18 protein-coding genes and 1 tRNA gene are annotated in these 19,964 nt (G+C 51.9%); 4 read left to right on the top strand and 15 right to left on the bottom strand.

Annotated features, from left to right (window positions below):
- Nucleotides 1-21: 21 nt before the first annotated feature.
- From HFP08_RS00210 to HFP08_RS00180, 7 genes are all read right to left on the bottom strand, one after another.
- Entirely contained in the window at nt 22-708 is a 687-nt protein-coding gene (locus HFP08_RS00210; protein ID WP_168118506.1) for a copper homeostasis protein CutC, read from the bottom strand.
- Between the two features lie 108 nt (nt 709-816).
- The gene (gene eno, locus HFP08_RS00205) at nt 817-2,109 is read right to left on the bottom strand and encodes a phosphopyruvate hydratase (protein WP_168118505.1); all 1,293 of its coding nucleotides are present in this window, start codon (nt 2,107-2,109) and stop codon (nt 817-819) included.
- Nucleotides 2,110-2,184: 75 nt separating this feature from the next.
- Nucleotides 2,185-3,723, bottom strand: coding sequence for a 2,3-bisphosphoglycerate-independent phosphoglycerate mutase (gene gpmI, locus HFP08_RS00200; RefSeq protein WP_168118504.1), 1,539 nt, complete (start codon nt 3,721-3,723; stop codon nt 2,185-2,187).
- Between the two features lies 1 nt (nt 3,724).
- A complete protein-coding gene (gene tpiA / locus HFP08_RS00195; RefSeq protein ID WP_168118503.1) occupies nt 3,725-4,480 on the bottom strand; it encodes a triose-phosphate isomerase in 756 nt (251 codons plus the stop codon).
- Nucleotides 4,481-4,512: 32 nt separating this feature from the next.
- A complete protein-coding gene (locus tag HFP08_RS00190) occupies nt 4,513-5,697 on the bottom strand; it encodes a phosphoglycerate kinase (protein WP_168118502.1) in 1,185 nt (394 codons plus the stop codon).
- 110 nt (nt 5,698-5,807) lie between these two features.
- Nucleotides 5,808-6,818, bottom strand: coding sequence for a type I glyceraldehyde-3-phosphate dehydrogenase (gene gap / locus HFP08_RS00185; RefSeq protein WP_168118501.1), 1,011 nt, complete (start codon nt 6,816-6,818; stop codon nt 5,808-5,810).
- A gap of 210 nt (nt 6,819-7,028) precedes the next feature.
- Nucleotides 7,029-8,063: a sugar-binding transcriptional regulator gene (locus HFP08_RS00180; RefSeq protein WP_168118500.1), complete on the bottom strand. Its 1,035-nt coding sequence runs from the start codon at nt 8,061-8,063 to the stop codon at nt 7,029-7,031.
- Nucleotides 8,064-8,347: 284 nt separating this feature from the next.
- On the opposite strand from HFP08_RS00180, the gene HFP08_RS00175 reads away from it, so the two are divergent.
- From HFP08_RS00175 to HFP08_RS00160, 4 genes are all read left to right on the top strand, one after another.
- Nucleotides 8,348-8,422: transfer RNA gene (locus HFP08_RS00175), tRNA-Arg, on the top strand.
- Between the two features lie 564 nt (nt 8,423-8,986).
- Nucleotides 8,987-9,568 (top strand): ATP-dependent Clp endopeptidase proteolytic subunit ClpP, encoded by a 582-nt coding sequence (gene clpP, locus HFP08_RS00170; protein WP_168118499.1) that lies wholly within the window; start codon nt 8,987-8,989, stop codon nt 9,566-9,568.
- A gap of 169 nt (nt 9,569-9,737) precedes the next feature.
- On the top strand, nt 9,738-10,520 hold the full coding sequence (locus tag HFP08_RS00165) for a formate/nitrite transporter family protein (protein WP_168118498.1): 783 nt from the start codon (nt 9,738-9,740) through the stop codon (nt 10,518-10,520).
- Nucleotides 10,521-10,538: 18 nt separating this feature from the next.
- Complete coding sequence (locus tag HFP08_RS00160; protein ID WP_168118497.1) at nt 10,539-11,456, top strand: L-lactate dehydrogenase; 918 nt, start codon at nt 10,539-10,541, stop codon at nt 11,454-11,456.
- A gap of 304 nt (nt 11,457-11,760) precedes the next feature.
- Here the strand turns inward: HFP08_RS00160 and HFP08_RS00155 are convergent, their stop codons facing one another.
- The 8 genes from HFP08_RS00155 to HFP08_RS00120 all read right to left on the bottom strand — a co-directional run bounded on the left by HFP08_RS00155 (nt 11,761) and on the right by HFP08_RS00120 (nt 19,947).
- Complete coding sequence (locus tag HFP08_RS00155; protein WP_168118880.1) at nt 11,761-12,030, bottom strand: HPr family phosphocarrier protein; 270 nt, start codon at nt 12,028-12,030, stop codon at nt 11,761-11,763.
- A 96-nt stretch (nt 12,031-12,126) separates the two neighbouring features.
- Nucleotides 12,127-13,068, bottom strand: a complete 942-nt coding sequence (whiA, locus tag HFP08_RS00150) for a DNA-binding protein WhiA (protein WP_168118496.1) — start codon at nt 13,066-13,068, stop codon at nt 12,127-12,129.
- A gap of 6 nt (nt 13,069-13,074) precedes the next feature.
- Nucleotides 13,075-14,061 (bottom strand): gluconeogenesis factor YvcK family protein, encoded by a 987-nt coding sequence (locus HFP08_RS00145; RefSeq protein WP_168118495.1) that lies wholly within the window; start codon nt 14,059-14,061, stop codon nt 13,075-13,077.
- 12 nt (nt 14,062-14,073) lie between these two features.
- Nucleotides 14,074-14,961, bottom strand: coding sequence for an RNase adapter RapZ (gene rapZ, locus HFP08_RS00140; RefSeq protein ID WP_168118494.1), 888 nt, complete (start codon nt 14,959-14,961; stop codon nt 14,074-14,076).
- 13 nt (nt 14,962-14,974) lie between these two features.
- Complete coding sequence (locus tag HFP08_RS00135; protein ID WP_168118493.1) at nt 14,975-15,925, bottom strand: ROK family glucokinase; 951 nt, start codon at nt 15,923-15,925, stop codon at nt 14,975-14,977.
- 207 nt (nt 15,926-16,132) lie between these two features.
- The gene (gene trxB, locus HFP08_RS00130) at nt 16,133-17,080 is read right to left on the bottom strand and encodes a thioredoxin-disulfide reductase (protein ID WP_168118492.1); all 948 of its coding nucleotides are present in this window, start codon (nt 17,078-17,080) and stop codon (nt 16,133-16,135) included.
- 20 nt (nt 17,081-17,100) lie between these two features.
- Nucleotides 17,101-18,852: a tetratricopeptide repeat protein gene (locus tag HFP08_RS00125; RefSeq protein WP_168118491.1), complete on the bottom strand. Its 1,752-nt coding sequence runs from the start codon at nt 18,850-18,852 to the stop codon at nt 17,101-17,103.
- Between the two features lie 144 nt (nt 18,853-18,996).
- On the bottom strand, nt 18,997-19,947 hold the full coding sequence (locus HFP08_RS00120) for a ribose-phosphate diphosphokinase (protein ID WP_168118490.1): 951 nt from the start codon (nt 19,945-19,947) through the stop codon (nt 18,997-18,999).
- Nucleotides 19,948-19,964 lie beyond the last annotated feature (17 nt).

Here is a 19,964-nt window from a genome sequence, read left to right as displayed (position 1 = left end):
CTCAAAAGAGCGGCAACGAGTCTAACCGGGCAGCTTGTCGCGAATACTCCCGATTTCCTCCGGATCAATTCCATCCTGAAAGCTTTTATTCTTCCGAACCCCTGCCCCGAAATGAACCTCGCTCACGCCTGTCTCTCTCACCACCATAGCCACATTATCCGGCGTCAGTCCTTTGCCGACAATAATACGGATACCAAGAGCCTGCGCTTCTTCCTGAAGCCTACGCAGTTGACCCGTTGATTCCGTTGAAGTCCGAGAGCCGCCGGACGTCAGTACACGGCTGATTTGCGGATACCTTGCCAGCACGTGAAGCGCAGCCAGTTGATCCTTCACCTCATCGATTGCGCGGTGAAACGTTACATCCAGACCCTCCGCGGCCGCAAGCATACGTTCAAGCCCTATCGTATCAATCTCTCCCGATTCATCCAGCATGCCGAGGACGATCCCCGCAGCGCCAAGCTCGCGGCAAATTAAGATATCCTTCATCATGGCAGCTTGATCGGCCTCGCTGTAGCAGAAGGATTGATCATGAGGCCTGATCATCACATAGATCGGCAGCTTCGACGCCTTCACCGCAGCTTCAATCATTCCCGCGCTTGGCGTAAGACCTCCTTCCGCCATGCCTGTAACGAGCTCTATCCGGTCCGCCCCCGCCGCCTCGGCAGCGACAACATCCTCTGCGCGAATGGCGATTACTTCTACTATCATCGCATCGGCTCCTCACTAAGATGATTCCCTTCAAAAAAAGAAGCATGCCCCGAAAATCAAGACATGCTTCTTCTTCCATGCACATTCGCTAATCACGCGACAGCTTTATTATTTAAAGTTTTTCAAGTTGTAAAACGCCGATTTGCCGCCATATTGGGAAGTGGAGCCCAGTTGATCCTCAATGCGAAGCAATTGATTGTATTTCGCAACGCGATCCGTACGGGACGGCGCGCCTGTTTTGATCTGTCCGGCATTGGTAGCAACCGCGATGTCAGCGATTGTGCTGTCTTCGCTTTCGCCGGAACGATGAGAGATAACGGCCGTGTAGCCGGCGCGCTTCGCCATTTCAATCGCGTCGAATGTTTCGGTCAGCGTACCGATTTGGTTTACTTTAACCAGGATGGAGTTGCCCACACCTTTCTCGATGCCGTCGGCAAGACGCTCGGTGTTCGTTACGAACAGATCGTCGCCCACGAGCTGCACCTTGCCGCCAAGCTTGTCGGTAAGCAGCTTCCAGCCATCCCAATCATCCTCGGAGCAGCCGTCTTCGATGGTAAGGATCGGATATTTGTCAACCCATGAAGCAAGCAGATCTACGAACTCCGCGGAAGTGAACGATTTGCCTTCGCCCGCAAGCACGTATTTGCCGTCTTTGAAGAATTCAGTAGAAGCCACGTCCATGCCCAGGAATACATCCTCGCCTGGCTTGTAGCCGGCGCGCTCGATTGCGGAGATGATCGTAGTGATCGCTTCTTCGTTGGAGCCCAGGTTAGGAGCAAAGCCGCCTTCGTCGCCAACCGCTGTGTTCAGGCCTTTGTCATGAAGAACAGCCTTCAGGTTGTGGAAGATTTCCGCGCCGATGCGAAGCGCTTCTTTGAAATCGGATGCGCCGACAGGCAGCACCATGAACTCTTGCACGTCGATATTATTGTCGGCATGCTCGCCGCCGTTGATGATATTCATCATTGGAACCGGCAATGTTTTCGCGTTGAAGCCGCCAAGGTACGTGTATAGAGGCACATCCAGAGCGTCAGCGGCAGCGCGAGCTACAGCCATCGATACGGCCAGGATCGCGTTTGCGCCCAGCTTCGCTTTGTTCGGCGTTCCGTCAAGCTGGATCATTTTGCGATCGATCGCGACTTGATCAAGAGCGTCAAGACCGATAATCTCTGGCGCGATGATAGTATTCACGTTGTCTACTGCTTTCACAACGCCTTTGCCCAGGTAACGGGATTTGTCGCCGTCGCGAAGCTCAACCGCCTCATAAGCGCCGGTGGATGCGCCGGATGGCACGATTGCGCGGCCTTTGCCGCCGGATTCTAGAGCTACTTCTACTTCAACTGTCGGATTCCCGCGGGAATCAAGCACTTCGCGTGCGTAGACATCAACGATAATTGACATGGTTATTACACTCCTTTAGTTCATTCATTATTTACTTGCTGCATTATTAATACAGAAAATCATTCTAAGAGAAGCTTAAGATTTGATCAAGCTTGTACCCGTCATCTCTGCAGGCTTCTGGAGCTGAAGCAGATCCAGCATCGTCGGCGCGATATCCGCCAGAATGCCGCCCTCGCGCAGCGTTACGCCCTCTTTGGTGACGATAAGCGGAACCGGATTGGTGGTGTGTGCCGTATAAGGCCGGCCATTCTCGTCGAAGACCATGTCGGCATTGCCGTGATCCGCCGTAATGATGCAGACGCCGCCTTTGGCGAGCACCGCCTCGACAACCTTGCCCACACACTCGTCCGTCGCTTCCACCGCTTTGATCGTCGGCTCCAGCATGCCCGAATGTCCGACCATGTCCGGGTTGGCGAAATTGAGAATGATCGCGTCATGCTTATCCGCTTCAATCTCCTTCACCGTCGATGCGGCAAGCTCATAAGCGCTCATCTCCGGCTGAAGATCATACGTCGCAACCTTCGGCGAAGGAATCAGCACGCGCGTCTCGCCTGGAAGCTCCTCATCGCGGCCTCCGCTGAAGAAGAAGGTCACATGCGGATATTTCTCCGTTTCAGCCGTGCGCAGCTGCGTCTTCCCATTCTGGGCAAGCACCTCTCCAAGCGTGTTGTCCAGATTCTTAGGCGCATAAGCCACATAGCCCTCGACGGATTCGCTGAACAAGGTCAAGCAGACGTAATAGAGATTTTTCGGACATTTCTCTCCGCGGTCGAAGCCGCGGAAATCCGCGTTCGTGAATACCTGGGACAGCTGAATCGCGCGATCTGGACGGAAGTTGAAGAAGATAACCGCATCCTCGGACTCCACAAGACCTGCCGGCTTGCCGTCCTCGCCCACGATAACGGTAGGCATAACGAATTCATCATATACCGATTTTTCGTAGGATTCAACTACCGCTTGCAGCGGATCCGTATATTTAGGACCATCGCCGTATACCATCGCTCGATAGGACTTCTCCGTACGCTCCCAGCGCTTGTCGCGGTCCATGGCATAGTAGCGGCCTTGCAGCGTTGCGATCTTTCCTACGCCGACTTCGTCAATCTTCGCGAGAAGCTGTTCAATATAGCCTTTCGCGCTGTCAGGAGAAACATCGCGCCCGTCAAGAAAGCCGTGAATATATACTTCCTCCAACTCCTCCTTCTTCGCAAGCTCCAGCAGGGCGAAGAGATGAGCGATATGGCTGTGCACGCCGCCGTCCGACAGCAAGCCGTACAGATGAAGCTTCTTGCCGTTATTCTTCGCATGACGCACCGCGCCAAGCAGCGTTTCGTTATCAAAAAATTCGCCGTCCCGAATCGACTTGCTGATACGAGTCAAATCCTGATACACGATGCGGCCCGCGCCGATGTTGAGATGGCCAACCTCGGAGTTGCCCATTTGCCCTTCCGGCAAGCCGACAGCTTCGCCGCAAGCGGTTAATGTCGTGTTCGGATAAACGCTTAAGTATCGATCATAGTTCGGCTTCTTCGCTTGTGCAACGGCGTTGCCAGTTACATCGTTCCGAAGGCCGAAGCCGTCCATAATAATTAACGCTACCGGTTTGCGAGAGGCCATATTACTTGGCCCCCTCGATAAGCGCGATATAGGAGGCAGGCTCCAGGCTTGCGCCGCCGACCAAAGCGCCGTCGATATCCGCTTGACCCATATATTCCGCCACATTGTTCGGCTTCACGCTGCCACCGTATTGAATGCGGACCGCATTCGCTACAGAGCTGTCATAGAGATTCGCGATAATGCCGCGAATATAACCGATAACATCCTGCGCGTCCTCGGAAGTCGAGGATTTGCCCGTACCGATCGCCCAGATCGGTTCGTAAGCGACAACAACCTCGGAAGCCTGCTCCGCAGACAATCCGGCGAAAGCCGCTTCTGTCTGCACTTTGCATACGTCCTTTGTCTGACCCGCTTCGCGCTCTTCCAGCTTCTCGCCCACGCACACGATTGGCGTCAGACCATGCTTGAACGCTGCTTGAGTCTTCTTGTTCACAATTTCATCCGTTTCCGCGAAGTAAGCGCGGCGCTCGGAATGGCCGAGGATCACGTACTTCACACCAAGCTCCTTCAGCATGCCTCCGCTGATTTCGCCGGTATAAGCGCCATTGTCCTCGAAATGCATGTTCTGCGCTCCAATGGCAATCGTTGTTCCCTTAGCCGCCTCAACAAGCGCCGGCAAATTCGTGAATGGCGCGCAAATCACGCTCTCCACGCCCGCTACCTCCGCTTTTCCCTTTACTTCGGCGAAGAAGGATTGCGCTTCGGAAACCGTTTTGAACATCTTCCAGTTGCCTGCAATAATCGGTGTTCTGCTCATTCGTAATTCCTCCTTTATTCTCGAAAAAAAGTTTATTTATCGTTAAGAGCCACTACGCCCGGCAATACTTTGCCTTCCATGAATTCAAGGGAAGCGCCTCCGCCCGTGGAGATGAAATCCATTCCATCCGCCAGGCCGAACTTCTCAGCCGCCGCAGCAGAATCGCCGCCGCCGATTACCGTATATGCGCTAGTGTCCGCGCAAGCTTGAGCGACAGCGCGAGTTCCGTGCGAGAACGGCTCGATTTCGAATACGCCCATCGGTCCGTTCCATACGACCAGCTTGGAATCCTTGATCACATTCGCATACAACTCGCGAGTTTTCGGTCCGATGTCGATGCCTTCCCAGTCAGCAGGGATTCCGTCGACGTCAACAATTTTCGTATTGGCTGTTGCGCTGAAATCATCCGATACGACGATATCGACAGGGATCAGGAAGTTCTTGCCCAGCTTCTTCGCTTTCTCGATGAATTCAAGCGCCAGATCCAGCTTGCTGTTGTCAACGAGCGATTGGCCGATTTCATGGCCTTGCGCCTTGAAGAACGTATACGATAGACCGCCGCCAATCAGGATGTTGTCCGCGATTTCAAGCATTTTGTCGATAACTGCGATTTTGTCCTTCACCTTCGAACCTCCGACGATAGCTGTGAACGGACGCTCAGGATTGTTAAGCGCTTTGCCTAGAACCTCAAGCTCTCTCTCCATCAACAGGCCGGATACGGCCGGAAGGATATGTGCGATGCCTTCTGTCGAAGCGTGAGCGCGGTGAGCGGCGCCGAATGCGTCATTCACGAACAGATCGGCCAGCTTCGCGAATGCTTTCGCGAGCTCAGGATCATTGGATTCCTCGCCCGGATAGAAGCGAACATTCTCGAGCAGCAGCACATCGCCATTGTTCATTTCCGCAACTTGCTTCTCAACCGCTTCGCCAATCGCTTCGTCAGCCTTCTTCACAGGACGAGCCAGCAATTCGGACAGGCGAACAGCCGATGCCGTATGGCGCAACTCTTCGACAACCTGCCCCTTCGGACGGCCAAGATGACTTGCAAGAATTACCTTTGCGCCTTTTTCGATTAAATAATTAATGGTAGGAAGGGTCTCCCTGATGCGCTTGTCGTCGGTAATCTTGCCATCTTCGATCGGCACATTGAAATCGACGCGTACGAATACGCGCTTGCCTGCCAATTCTGCTACATCACGAATGCTTTTCTTGTTCATGTAGGTTCCTCCGCAACTCGTATTTTTAAAAATATAGGAAAGGATGGCTTACTCATAGATAAAGAGCGGAAACAAGTTTCCGCTCTATGCTGTACGCTGTGGGGCTGGTATTAGTGGGACAGTTTCGCGAAATGCTCAAGCGTACGAATCAACTGGGATGTGTAGGACATTTCGTTGTCATACCATGCTACTGTTTTCACCAACTGTTGGTCGCCTACTGTCAGCACCTTTGTTTGCGTTGCGTCGAACAGGGAGCCGTAAGTGATGCCGATTACGTCGGAAGAAACGATTTCGTCTTCTGTGTAGCCGAACGTTTGCGGATCGGAAGCTTCCTTCATAGCCGCGTTCACTTGCTCAGCTGTTACTTTCTCGTTCAGAACGACTACCAGCTCAGTCAGGGAGCCGGTTGGAGTCGGTACGCGTTGAGCCGCGCCGTCGAGCTTGCCTTGCAGATCAGGGATAACGAGGCCGATTGCTTTCGCAGCGCCCGTAGTGTTAGGAATGATGTTTTCAGCCGCTGCGCGAGCGCGACGGAAGTCGCCTTTCGGATGCGGAGCGTCCAGCGTATTTTGATCGCCAGTGTAAGCATGGATCGTTGTCATCAGACCTTGCACGATGCCGAATTTATCATTCAGCGTTTTGGCCATTGGAGCCAGGCAGTTCGTTGTGCAAGAAGCGCCGGAGATAACAGTTTCCGAACCGTCAAGAATATCATGGTTAACGTTGTAAACGATTGTTTTCATGTCGCCTGTAGCAGGAGCCGAGATAACAACGCGCTTGGCGCCGCCTTTAAGATGCTTTTCAGCAGCTTCTTTGGTTGTGAAGAAGCCTGTGCACTCCAGAACGATGTCAACGCCAAGATCGCCCCAAGGAAGCTCTTCAGGGTTACGGTTCGCCAGAACCTTCACTTCTTTGCCGTTTACTTTGAAGAAGCCGTCATGCACTTCAACATCGCCGTTGAAGCGGCCTTGCGTAGTATCATATTTCAGCAGGTGCGCCAGCATTTTCGAGTCCGTCAAGTCATTGATTGCAACAACTTCGATTCCTTCCACGTTTTGAATGCGGCGGAAAGCCAAGCGTCCAATACGACCAAATCCATTAATACCAACTTTTACTGTCATGAGTAGTAGCCTCCTAAGCGTTTTTAAAAGCAAATATATTTCAAGACGTTCCCAGCCGCGCTCCTTGCTGCCGCTGTTCTTCGTCGTGATGCCTCATATCCTGAATTCGGTTAAGAAACCCTCTATTGAAACCTTTGGGAGATGAACAACCGTGTTTCGCAAAAAAATATACTCTTGCCCGCTCGTTTCCGGTTGTCACGCATCCTGGCCTCACGCTTGCTGCTCAATCAGCGCGATAACTTCCTTCGCCGCCGCTTCATCGGTTACAAGCACATCGTTGTGGCCGAACCTCATGACCGCCGCGATCGCTTCGCCTTTACCGCTTCCGCCTGCAATGCCTATAACAACTTCAGTCTTCACAATATCCTCGAGGCGTAACCCTACCGTTTGCATTTTGTGAACGACGGCGCCGTCACGGTCGAAATAGAAACCAAACGCCTCTGCCAGCGCGCCTTCCGATTCCATCGATTCGATCAAATCGCGATCGAGATTTCTCCGTCTCGCCATCACCATCGCATCTCCGATGCCATGCACCACGATACGGGCGCTTCGGATCACATCCACAATTTCTCGAATGTTGGGCTCCTGCATTAAGGAAGAAAAAGCTTCCGTCCCCAGATGATCAGGCACATGCAGCAGTCTGTATTTGCCTCCGGTTCGCTTCGCCATCGTCGAGGCCAGCGTGTTCGCCTGGTAATCCAGACTTTGACCAAGTCCCCCGCGTCCCGGTACGAAGCAAATGCTGCCCATCGGCGCTGAGGTTGTCAGTTGATTCGCAACCTGCGCGATCGTCGTCCCGCCCGTTACGGCGATAACATCATCGGGCTTCAAGGCTTGTCGCAGCACCTGGCTGCCGACTCTCCCAAGCTCGCGTTTCGTCTGCGGCGATTCCGCGCTGTCGCCCGGAACGATAATTACCCTCGTCAGGCCGAAATACGTTCGAATTCGCTCTTCAAGCTGAGACAAACCGAACATGGAGTTATAGTATGGTTCAAGCTGCTCAAGCAGCTTCCTGCCAAGCTCGCTGATGCTCATGCCGGAGGCATGAATGTCAAGCAAGCCTTGGTCCTTGAGAAAATCCGTTTCCGCGCGCAGCATCCTCTCCGTCATCGCAAGATTCGCCGCGAGCGACCTTCGGCCGATCGTATCCGATAACATCACTTGATGCAGAATCAAATACCGTTTCCTCATGACATCCAGAAGTTCCGGCACAAGCTGCTGCTGCAGTTCAATGAGCTGACGCATCTCTTATCCTTCACTCCATCTGTCAGAGCCCTTCGGCCCTTCACTAAGATTCGCGGACTCTGTCCCCATGCTGGACGCCTAACGTCCCGCGCATTCGATTTAAGTCCCACATTCATCATACCGAATATAGAGCAGGCATGCAAGAGGTGTGAACAAAATGAAAACGATTTCCGTCAAAATTTATACAAATTTAATGAAAAGACTCGATTTCGCAAAAACCTTCTTGCTTTCAAGGCTCCTATATCATATAATCATTTTTGCTACTGTTTTTTGAAATGAAACATGCGCCCGTGGTCCAATGGATATGACGTAGGCCTCCGGAGCCTGAGATCTAGGTTCGATTCCTAGCGGGCGCGCCAACAACCATCATCTATTATGCATCTAACAAGCCGCCTGGCATACGCCGGGCGGTTTATTTATTTCTCATGCACCGCAGGTGCATGAATCTTGCGGTGCACCGCAGGTGCACGAAATCTTGCTTGCATCGCAGGTGCAAGAATCTTGCGTGTCCCTCAGGGGCACGTATCTTGCTTGCACCGCAGGTGCAAGGATCTTGCGCGTCTCGCAGGGGCGCGGGTCTTGCGTGCCTCGCAGGGGCACGTATCTTGCTTGTACCGCAGGTGCAGGGATCTTGCGCGTCTCGCAGGGGCGCGGTGTTTTCTCGCTTGAGAGCGTGTTCCGCAGGAACGGGAGCGAGCCTCGAACGAAAGCAGCACTCCCCCTCTCTGCACCAGTTATCGTTCTTCCGGCGGGTGTCCAGAGGGACGCAGTCCCTTGGGGCCCTCCCTAGGCAGGGAGGGTTTGGGTGGGTGCGAAAAAAGCTTCTAAGGATTTTCCGCATTTTTTGTCGTCTGACTATCTTTGACTTTTCAATTTCAATCCGTTATTATAGGATTACTTAGAAGAGGGAGGATTGGTTAGAGATGAATTTTGTACCTATGGTTATCGAGCAAAGCAATCGAGGGGAACGTTCCTATGATATCTACTCCCGCCTGCTGAAGGACCGCATTATCTTCCTGGGTTCAGGCGTGAACGACGTAGTAGCCAATTCCATCATCGCTCAGATGCTATTCCTTACGGCGGATGATCCGGAGAAGGATATTTCCTTATACATTAACAGCCCCGGCGGCTCCATCACGGCCGGCATGGCGATCTACGACACCATGCAATATATCAAGCCGGATGTGTCAACGATTTGCGTCGGCATGGCCGCTTCCATGGGCGCATTCCTGCTAACCGCAGGCGCCAAGGGCAAGCGTTACGCGCTGCCGAACAGCGAGGTTATGATTCATCAACCGCTGGGCGGAGCCGAAGGTCAAGCCAGCGACATCGAGATTCGCGCCCGCCGCATTCTGAAGATGCGCGACAAGCTGAACCACATTTTGGCAGAACGCTCGGGACAGCCGCTTGACCGCATCGAGAAGGATACGGACCGCGACTACTTCATGAGCGCCGCTGAAGCGCAGGAATACGGACTTGTCGACAAGGTTATCGAGCGAATCTAACTGAGACAATCACCTAAGAAGCAGATGAACCTTCATCTGCTTCTTTTTTTATGTTCGCAACCGATTGTGATATTCGTCACACCATAGCGATTCGCTGGAGAGTATCATTACAGCAACAGAAGGAGCCCACTCATCTGTTCCAGCATTTCTTATCAGGAGGTGATTCCACTTGGAAATCGAAGCATTACAGAAGGTTGAACAGCTCGCTCTGAAGAAGCTTCGTATTTATCAGAACAGCGCGTGGAGGTATCTCTCCCGTTCTATGTTAGCCAGCATGTTCATCGGCTTCGGCGTCATCGTCGCCTTCAAGACAGGCAGCTTCTTCTACTCCCAACATTCGCCGATGACTTATCCCATGGCTGCCATAACGTTCGGAGCCGCCATCATTCTGATAAGCTATGGGGGAGGCGATTTGTTCACGGGCAACACCTTCTATTACAGTTACGCCTCCTTGCGCAAGCGTATACGATGGTCAGACACAGTACGATTATGGATGCTGAGTTATATCGGAAATATTTTGGGAGCTGCTGCGTTCGCTCTGCTCATCTGGACAACCGGCTTATTCGCAAGCCCCGACGTCAATACCTTTCTCTTGGAGGTTGTCGACAAGAAAATGAATGCTCCCGTAACCGAGCTGTTCTTCCGGGCCATTCTTTGTAACTGGCTTGTCTGTCTCGCCTTCTTCGTTCCCATGTCGATGAAAAACGACGGGGCAAAAATGTTCGCCATGATGCTGTTCGTCTTCTGCTTCTTCATATCAGGCTACGAGCACAGCATTGCCAATCTCTGCACATTCGCCATCGCCTTTGTCATTGATCCTGCAAACTTCTCTTACGCTGGCGGATTTCACAATATCATCCCTGTCACTGCAGGCAATCTTATTGGCGGCGGAGTGCTAATGGGCATGATGTATCATTACGTCAACAAACCCTTCTATGAAAATGAAGCCTAAAAAGGAGCGAGATGAAAGATGAAAAAATCGAAAATAGTCATTATTGGAGCAGGCGCCGTCGGCGCAACAACCGCATACACCCTTCTTCTCCGAAATCGAGTAGATGAACTCGTTCTTATCGACGCTAACCAAAACAAAGCAATCGGAGACGTGCTTGACATGAATCATGGCATGCCCTTCCTCGATCATACCGATGTTTGGGCGGGAACATACGAGGATTGTTCAGGCGCTGATATCATTATCATCACCGCAGGCGCTGCACAGAAGCCAGGCGAGCCGCGGACTGAACTGCTGAAGCGCAACGTCGCCATTTTCGACAGCATTATTGAAGGGATACTTCCATACAACAAAGACGCTATTTTGCTTATCGCTTCCAATCCTGTTGATATTATGAGCTATATGGCATACAAGAAAGCGAAGCTTCCTGTTGAACGCGTAATCGGCTCTGGCACATTGCTAGACAGCGCACGCTTCCGCTACCTGATCGGGCAGAAGCTGAACATCGATCCTCGCAGTGTTCACGCCCATATTATTGGCGAGCATGGTGATTCGGAGCTGCCGCTGTGGAGTCTTGCCAATGTCGCCGGCTCGACGCTGCAACTAACCGAAGCGGATCGAGAAGAGGTTTTCATGAATACGCGCGATGCTGCGTATCAGATTATCGAAGCCAAGGGCGCGACCTACTACGCCATCGCACTCGCACTGGATCGAATTTGCGCTGCCATTCTTAAGGACGAGGGAGCCATCCTGCACCTCTCGACACTACTTCATGACTATCACGGCGTATCCGATGTTTATCTCGGCGTTCCCTGCATTGTGGATCGCAATGGCGTCAGAAGCCCCATAGACATTCCGATTACGGAGGATGAACGCGTTCTGCTGCACAAATCCGCTGATAAACTGAAAGGGCTCATTTCTACCTTACAGCTGTCATAGAGTCAAGACTTCCCTCTCGCCGCAACCCGATTCAACAAAGCTTATTTCAAAGAATAGAGACCTGGAAAGCTCCCCATGAAGCTCCAGGTCTCTTAGTTATGACTTTCCCTTATATTCGCCAATCTAATCCTCCAAAATGAAGCAAGCACATCGTTCTTGCCAAAGTCGAGACGTTTTCAAGAGACAGAATTGCTCTTTAACCTGCTGGAAACGCAAACAAGAGCCTTCTGTGCGTTCGAAAAAACCACACAAAAGACCCCTTTGCTTTGCTCATTATAGGACGATTGCTGTCCTTCGCATATCCTTATTGGTTTTCAAGTTCTTCTTTGCTGACCAATGCGACTAAAGCGTTTACAGCCTGTTCAGCGTCCGAACCTTCTGCACTAATGGAAATTTCAGTGCCCGAGCTAATGGCAAGGCTCATAATACCCATTATTGATTTTGCGTTTACCTTCTTATCGTTCTTCTCTACAAACACCTCGGAGGAGAATTTGTTCGCTTCTTGAACGAATAATGCCGCAGGTCTCGCATGAAGCCCCGTCTTGAGCCGAACGACAACCGGTAGCCTTGTCATGGAAATCATACCCCCTATATTTTACTAAAGCACGAACATGCGATTGAAAAATAAAAGCCAATTACAACACATTATATCATTATACAAGCTGTTGCACTAGGCAAAAGTTGTTCCGCCCCGTATTTTTTCCGCTAATTCGTCGATTTTGCGAAGTCGGTGATTAACTCCCGATTTGCTGACCTTGCTTTTCAGCAGCTCGCCGACCTCGGTAAGGTTCAAATCGGGATGCTGAAGCCTTATCTCCGCAACCTCCCGCAGCTTATCCGGCAGGCTTTCGAGACCGACTTCCTTCTGCAGGAGCTTAATATTGTCGATCTGACGTACCGCCGCCCCGATCGTCTTGTTCAAATTCGCCGTTTCGCAGTTCACGATTCGATTCACCGAATTGCGCATATCGCGCATAATCCGCACATCCTCGAATTTGAAGAGCGCCTGATGCGCGCCGATAATACTGAGAAGCTCGATAATCTTCTCGCCTTCCTTCAAGTAGAAGATAAAGCCCTTCTTGCGTTCAATGCATCTTGCATTCAAGTCGAACTTATTCGCCAGGTCGACGAGCGAGACGCAATGCTCCTCGTACATCGAAGCGATCTCCAGATGGTACGAGGAGCCTTCGGGGTTGTTCACAGAGCCGCCAGCCAGGAACGCGCCTCGAAGATACGAACGCTTGCAGCAAGGCTTGCGGATAATCTCTTTATCGATGCCAAGGTTGAAGTTAAAGCCTTCGGATACAATGCAAAGCTCTTTCAACACCTCTTGCACCTGGCTTGGCATGCGCACGATATATACATTATTCTTCTTAAGTCGCATTTTCTTGCGCACAAGCAGTTCAATATGAACATCGAAATGACGTTTCATGAGAGAGTAAATTCTTCTTGCGATCGCGGCATTCTCCGTAGAGATGTCCAGAACAACCTTGCGGCTGGACAGACTGACCGATCCGTTCATCCGAATAAGCGCAGACAACTCGGCGCGCTCACAACAGCTATCCGTTTCGATTAACGTCAGTTCCTTCTTCGTTTGCGCCGCAAAAGACATTGTTCCTCACCTCTTTCGTAACATCCAATTCTCAACAAGCTTATAGATATGATGACTTAACCGCTCGGCGTCATGCCTTAAAAATTTGCGAAACAGCACCAGCCGGTCCGCAATGACCTTGTACCCTTTCTGGGTCAGCACATCCAAATCCAGATGCACCGCTTTCGAACCAAGCTCGGCGTACTGCGCTTCCACCTGCGGAGGAATTTCGCCGTCGTTCACGATAACATAATCGAATAAATGATGACCGATATGAGCATAGATCGCTTCCAGATGATCGCCGACCGAATAATTATCCGTTTCGCCAGGCTGCGTCATGACATTGCACACGAATAACTTGACCGCTTCGGATGCCACAATCGCTTGCGCCAGCTTGGGAACCAGCAAATTCGGCATAATGCTCGTATATAGACTTCCCGGACCGATCAGTATCGCATCCGCCTGCTCCAGCGCCTCGACCGCTTCCGCAAGCGGCTCCACGTCGACCGGATCAAGAAATACACGCTTAATCGCTTTGCCTGCCTTCGGAATCATGGATTCGCCCGTCACGATGCTGCCGTCCTCCAGTTCGGCATGCAGCACAATCGCGCGATTCGCGGCAGGCAGCACCCTTCCCCTGACGGCAAGCACTTGGCTAAGCTGCCTGATGCCGCTGACGAAATCACCGGAGATATCCGTCATCGCGGCAAGCATCAAATTACCCAAGCTATGTCCAGCGAGAGCGGTGCCTGTATTAAAGCGATACTTCAATACATCTCGCAGCAAGGGCTCCGCGTCTGCCAAAGCAATCAGCACATTCCGAATGTCGCCAGGCGGCGGAATTTGCAATTCGCTGCGAAGAATGCCTGAGCTTCCGCCGTCATCCGCCACCGTTACAATCGCCGTAATATCGAGCGGCTTCTCCTTCAGACCTCGAAGCATGACAGACAGCCCCGTCCCGCCGCCGATAACAACAATCTTGGGCCGTCTTACAATCTTCTGAATCGTCTGCATCCTCTCACCCCGTCAATGCTTATCTCGTTCGGAGTCACGATGGGTGACACGCACCTTTTCCGTATCACTGCTCCCCAGCATTCTTCCCAAATATTCGGCTATCGCCACCGAGCGATGCTTGCCTCCGGTACAGCCGATACCGATGACCACCTGGCTCTTCCCTTCCTTGCGGTAGAGGGGGATGAGAAATTGAAGCATATCCAGCAGTTTGCTCAAAAATTGCTGAGTCTCCGGCCATTTCATCACATAATCGTAGACATCCGGATTTTGTCCGGTATTCGGCCTTAAAGCCTCCACATAGTGGGGGTTCGGCAAAAAACGGACATCGAAGATGAGATCGGCATCGATGGGCACGCCGTATTTGAAGCCGAAGGAAGTGACGTTAATCGACAAATTGTTCTGCTCGACATTCGTGAAATGCGTAATGATTCGCTCTTTGAGCTGAAGCGGCTTCAAGCTGGAGGTATCGATGACTTGAGAAGCCGAGCCCTTCAGATCCTCAAGCATTCTGCGTTCATAATGAATGCCTTCAAGCGGCATGCCCTGCGGCGCAAGCGGATGTCTGCGTCTGCTTTCCTTATAGCGTTGAACCAGCACCTCGTCCGTCGCGTCAAGGAATAGAATCTCGCAGCTTATCGTATGATGATCCTTGATATAGGCTAGGGATTCCGAGAGCGCAGTGAAAAATTCTCTCCCGCGCAAATCGATCACGAGCGCAACCTTTCCGATCTTGCCATTGGATTGTTCGATTAATTCCGCGAACTTCGGTATGAGTACGGGCGGCAAGTTATCGACGCAGAAGAAACCGAGGTCCTCCAGGCTTTGAACGGCAATGGTCTTGCCGGCGCCCGACATCCCGGTAATAATGACAAGCTTTGCCAGTGTCGCTGCCGTATCCATGAGCAAACACCTACTATCCTCTTAGTATTAGTCCCGCAGCGCCTACGACTCCTGCGTTATTGCCCAGCGTGGCCGGAACAATATGCACGCCTTCCTTCGCCGCATCCTGCGTATATTTGTCGAATACCTCACGAATTTGATCGAACAGAAAGTCCCCCGCCTTCGACACGCCGCCGCCAATAATGAAATATTGCGGATTAAGCACAACCGCCATCATGGCCAGCGACTTGCCGAGATAGAATGCTGCCCGGCTCACAATACGCGCCGCGACTTCATCCCCGGCTTTCGCGGCGTCGATGACATCCTTCGCCATTATATTGTCCACCTGCGCGAGAGAAGTCCGATCGGAACGCTCCACGGCATCCTTGGCCATGCGAATAATGCCCGTAGCGGAGGAAACCGTCTCCAGACACCCCAGCTTGCCGCAGCCGCACTGAATCGCCTCGAGATCGGGAACGATCGAGATATGACCGAGCTCGCCGGCCATGCTTGCGAACCCTTCAACAATCTTCCCATCGATGATGATGCCGCCGCCCACGCCAGTTCCGAGCGTATAGCATACGCAGTTCGGAACGCCTCTGCCCGCGCCCGCCCATGCTTCGCCAAGCGCTGCGACATTCGCGTCATTGTTTATTTTAATCGTCTTCTGCAGCTCCTGCTCCAGATAACCCTTCAAATCGGTGTCGACTATATTCAAATTAGCGGAAAATTTCACATAACCGGTCGGGATGTCGAGAAATCCGGCGATACCGACGCCGACGCCGCCAACCTGATCCCAGTCATAAGAAGATTCTTCAACAATCAATCTTGCGTACTTTGCAATATTTTGCAGGATGGCAGGAGTTCCCTTGCTTGTTTCGGTCGGTCCTTCGTACGTATGCAGCAGATTGCCCTCCGCATCGCAAATTCCTACTTTAATTGTCGTTCCGCCGACATCGACTCCAACATAAATCTGTTCAGACATTGACAAAGCCACCTTATCGTTAAAGTTAACATTCTCTGTACCCACTATAAGCGTTGCACACGCTTCGGTCAAGGCGTAAGCCTGCGGCTGTCTGGTGCCGCAGCGAGGGAGCCTCGAACCGCTCTTTCCCAAGAGAAAATAATGGAGGACTGCGAGCTAAAGGCCGTCGGCGCTTCAGATGCAGTCCTCAAGCAAATCAGCACAGAATCAGATCGATTGGCTCCAATCGTGAACCATGCTTCCCTCCAAATATCTCTCGCAATCGAGAGCTGCCATGCATCCGCTGCCCGCGGCAGTAATGGCTTGGCGATATTTGCTGTCCTGTACATCGCCGCAAGCGAATACGCCCGGTACATTGGTCTCGGAGGTGCCCGGCTTCACTTTTATGTACCCATTCTCATCCCTGTCGATTTGACCCTCCAGGAATTTCGTGTTCGGCGTATGTCCGATGGCAATGAAGATCCCGTTCGTTTCGATAACCTTCTCCTCGCCCGACTCATTGTCGCGCACCTTAAGGCCGGTCACGCCCATTCCCGTCGCCACCACTTCAAGAGGCGTCATGTTCAAGCTCCAGCTGATTTTCTCGTTCTCCTTCGCTCGGTCTTGCATAATCTTCGATGCACGCAGCTCGTCTCTGCGATGAACGAGCTCGACGTTCGTAGCGAACTTCGTCAAGAAGCTTGCTTCCTCCATGGCCGAATCGCCGCCGCCCACAACGATGATTTTTTTACCCCGGAAGAAGAAGCCGTCGCAAGTTGCGCAGGTGCTGACGCCTTTGCCGACATTATCCTTCTCGCCCGGTATGCCCAGGTAACGAGCCGAGGCGCCTGTCGAAATGATCAGGCTCTCGCCGACAATTTCGCCCTTGCCTTCCACTTGAAGCTTGAAGGGTCGCTCGGACATATCCACGCTGTTCACCCAGCCCGTCATGAAGGTAGCGCCGAACCGCTCGGCTTGCTTGCGCATGTTCTCCATAAGCTGAGGCCCCATAATGCCTTCCGGGAATCCTGGAAAATTCTCGACTTCGGTCGTCGTTGTGAGCTGCCCTCCCGGCTCCGGCCCTTCGATAATAAGCGGACTCATATTCGCTCTCGCCAGATAAATCGCGGCAGTAAGTCCGGCAGGACCCGTTCCAATAATAATCGATTTGTACATTTCCCTTCACCTCGTACGAATTAATCTCTCTTCGGATCCTCTCCGAAGAACACATTGTTGATCGACTTCATCTTCTCTTTGATGCCGCATACTTCATCTATTAGCTTCACATGCTTGCTGACCGTCGTGATCGACGTGTCATACCGCAGCGCAACCTCGTGATAGGAGATTGTTCTACGGTGCATCTTGGCCGTCAAATATTCAAGCGCTGCCGCCCAGCCGTCGGGCTTCGCCAGCTTGGGCACATTCGGATAGACCCTTGTCAGGAACTCTACCCATAATGTCATCATATCATGCTGCTGCACCAAATCATATTGCTTCGCCATGCGGCTGATGGCCGACTGCGCCACCGCTTCCCACTTCTCATCCCATTCCGGAAGCCGCGAAGGCATCTGCTTCGGTTCAACCCACGTCTTCTTCCCTTCCAGAACGACGGGAAGCGACTCCTGCACGCCAATTGTGCGCAATACGAACAGGGCGATTTTCTTCAAATAATCATCTTCATCCAGTTCCAGCAAAAAAGCGCGAAGCACATCCTTCACTTCATTGTCGGCAATCATGCCGAACGCTTGAATCACTTGAAGCTTCGTGTGCTGATCGCCGTGGCGCAGCGCCCAGAAGAAAGAAGAGCGCACAAGCGGATCCCGCTTCAGATGATCAGGTATGCCCTCGGAGGACTTTCCCCACAGCTTGAACTGCTCCTCGAAAGGAAGATGATAATGATAGCTGATGGACGAAGTCTCGCCTCCGCTCTTCATGACAGCTAACTGCTCCATATAGTATTGCGGAATGCCCGACTCTCCATCCAGCTTAAGCGCCTGCCGCCACAATCTCTCCGCTTCCTGCAATCTGCCGGTATGACAAGCGGCGACGGCTGCGTAATGATAGAGACAGGGATCCTGCGGAACCTCCGCATCCTTCAAGAGCCGGGTGAAATGCCGATATGCCTCTCCATGCTCGCTTAGTATGCCCATTGTCGTCGCCAGCTTGAACACGTGTTCCTGATGGAACGGAACCATACGCTTCAATTGCGCGGTCAGCTCAATCAGGTTTGAAGTGTCTCCCTCATGCTGATAGAAGATCGCCAAATTGCATAACGCATGGAGATTCCCTTGCTCGATCGCCAACACATTTCCGATAGATTCCATCGCCTTGTCGAACAATCCCATATAATAATAAGCCAGCGCCAGATTATTGCGGGCAGCCAGAAATTCGGGTTGCTTCTCTACAATATCCTCAAGAATGCGCACGGCCTCGGTGAACTTGCCTTCCTCCAGAAGAGTCCTTGCCTGATCATGCTCGATCATGCCTTCTCTTGATTTTATAGTCTTCAGCTTTGTTGGACGCTCGAGCTCGTAATGAAGCAAATCGAGCATTTCCTCCGCCTCGTCCAGGTATTGTCCGTCATGGTCTTCCTGCAGATAATGAACAAGCGAGGATTCCGCATCTTCGAATTGATCCATGTTGGCGTAATTATTCGCCATGTAGAAATAACACTCCGTCATGGTCGGATCGAGCTCGTTCACAATCCATTTCAGCACATCATTCGAGCTTTCGTAGTTGCCCATCTCGGACATAATCCCTGCCATATTGCAATGATTAACCGGATTGTCCGGTTCGTATTCTACCGCTCTGCGAAAGTATTTGAGTGCCTTGTCATAATGGTAACGATCCAGCGAACGCACGGCCCGCTCGAAGAAAAACGTAGCATCCCATTGAATGGGTATCACTTTCTCCCTTCCATTGACCGCTATACGTTTGTTCTCTTTCATTCGCAAGGCACCTCCTTAAGATGTAATCCCATTCTGTTTTTAGATTATACCATAGCCTGCCGAATCGAACACGCAAGAAAATGTGGCAAGAAAAATCGCGAGCAGCCTGAGTGCCGCCCGCGATTTTTCGCGAATCGCTATGTGTTATACGCCCTTGTTCTTGAACAAGGTGCTGATGGAGCCGCCGTCCAAAATGATGCGCGTCGCTTCCGCAAGCAGCGGAGCAACCGACAGCACCTTGAATCTCGGAGGCGTTGATTCCGGCAGCAGAATGGTGTCCGTCACGATGACTTCCTTGATCGATGAATGATCCAGTCTGTTAATCGCGTCGCCCGAGAACAAAGGATGGGTCGCGCAGACATAGACATCCTCCGCGCCGCGTTCCTTCAAGCTTTCCACGACATTGACGATCGTTGTTCCGGTATCAATCAAATCCTCGATAATAATAGGCGTCTGGCCTTCTACGTCGCCGATAACATGAGTGATCGATGATTCATTATGCGCATGACGTTTCTTAATCATAATGGCGAAGGAAGTGTCCAAGTAGTTAGCAAGCTTCTCAGCTGTCGACGCACGCCCTGCATCTGGCGAGACGACAACCGGGTTCTTAATGTTCTTCGACTTCAAATAATCGCTGATCAAGTCCAGCGCCGTCATATGATCCACCGGAATATTGAAGAAGCCTTGAATCGCCGGAGCGTGAAGATCAATCGTAACCACGCGAGTTGCGCCAACAGTCGTCAGGACATCCGCCAGCATTTTGGCCGAGATCGGTTCCCTTGGCGCCGCCTTGCGCTCCTGTCTCGCGTATCCGTAATACGGCATAATAATGTTAACCGTTCTTGCGGAGGCTCGCTTCGCCGCATCGATCATGACAAGCAGCTCAACGAGAAATTCATTAATCGGATGCGAGAAGGATTGAACAAGAAAAACATCGCAGTTCCTGATCGTTTCTTCATAATGAACATAGATTTCTCCACTCTTGAATCGTGACAGCTTGATCGCGCCCAAATTCAAACCTAACTCATTGCTGATCTTCTGAGCCAATACCGGATTAGATGAACCCGAAAAAATTCGCACCTTGTCGCTTAACATGATACCCTCCTGAGCAT

It is taken from the genome of Paenibacillus sp. HB172176, from assembly GCF_011947265.1.
In the GTDB taxonomy this organism is placed as follows: Bacteria; Bacillota; Bacilli; order Paenibacillales; family Paenibacillaceae; genus Pristimantibacillus.
Note: the sequence above shows the minus strand (reverse complement) of the source record. Positions and strands in the feature narration are given on the sequence as shown.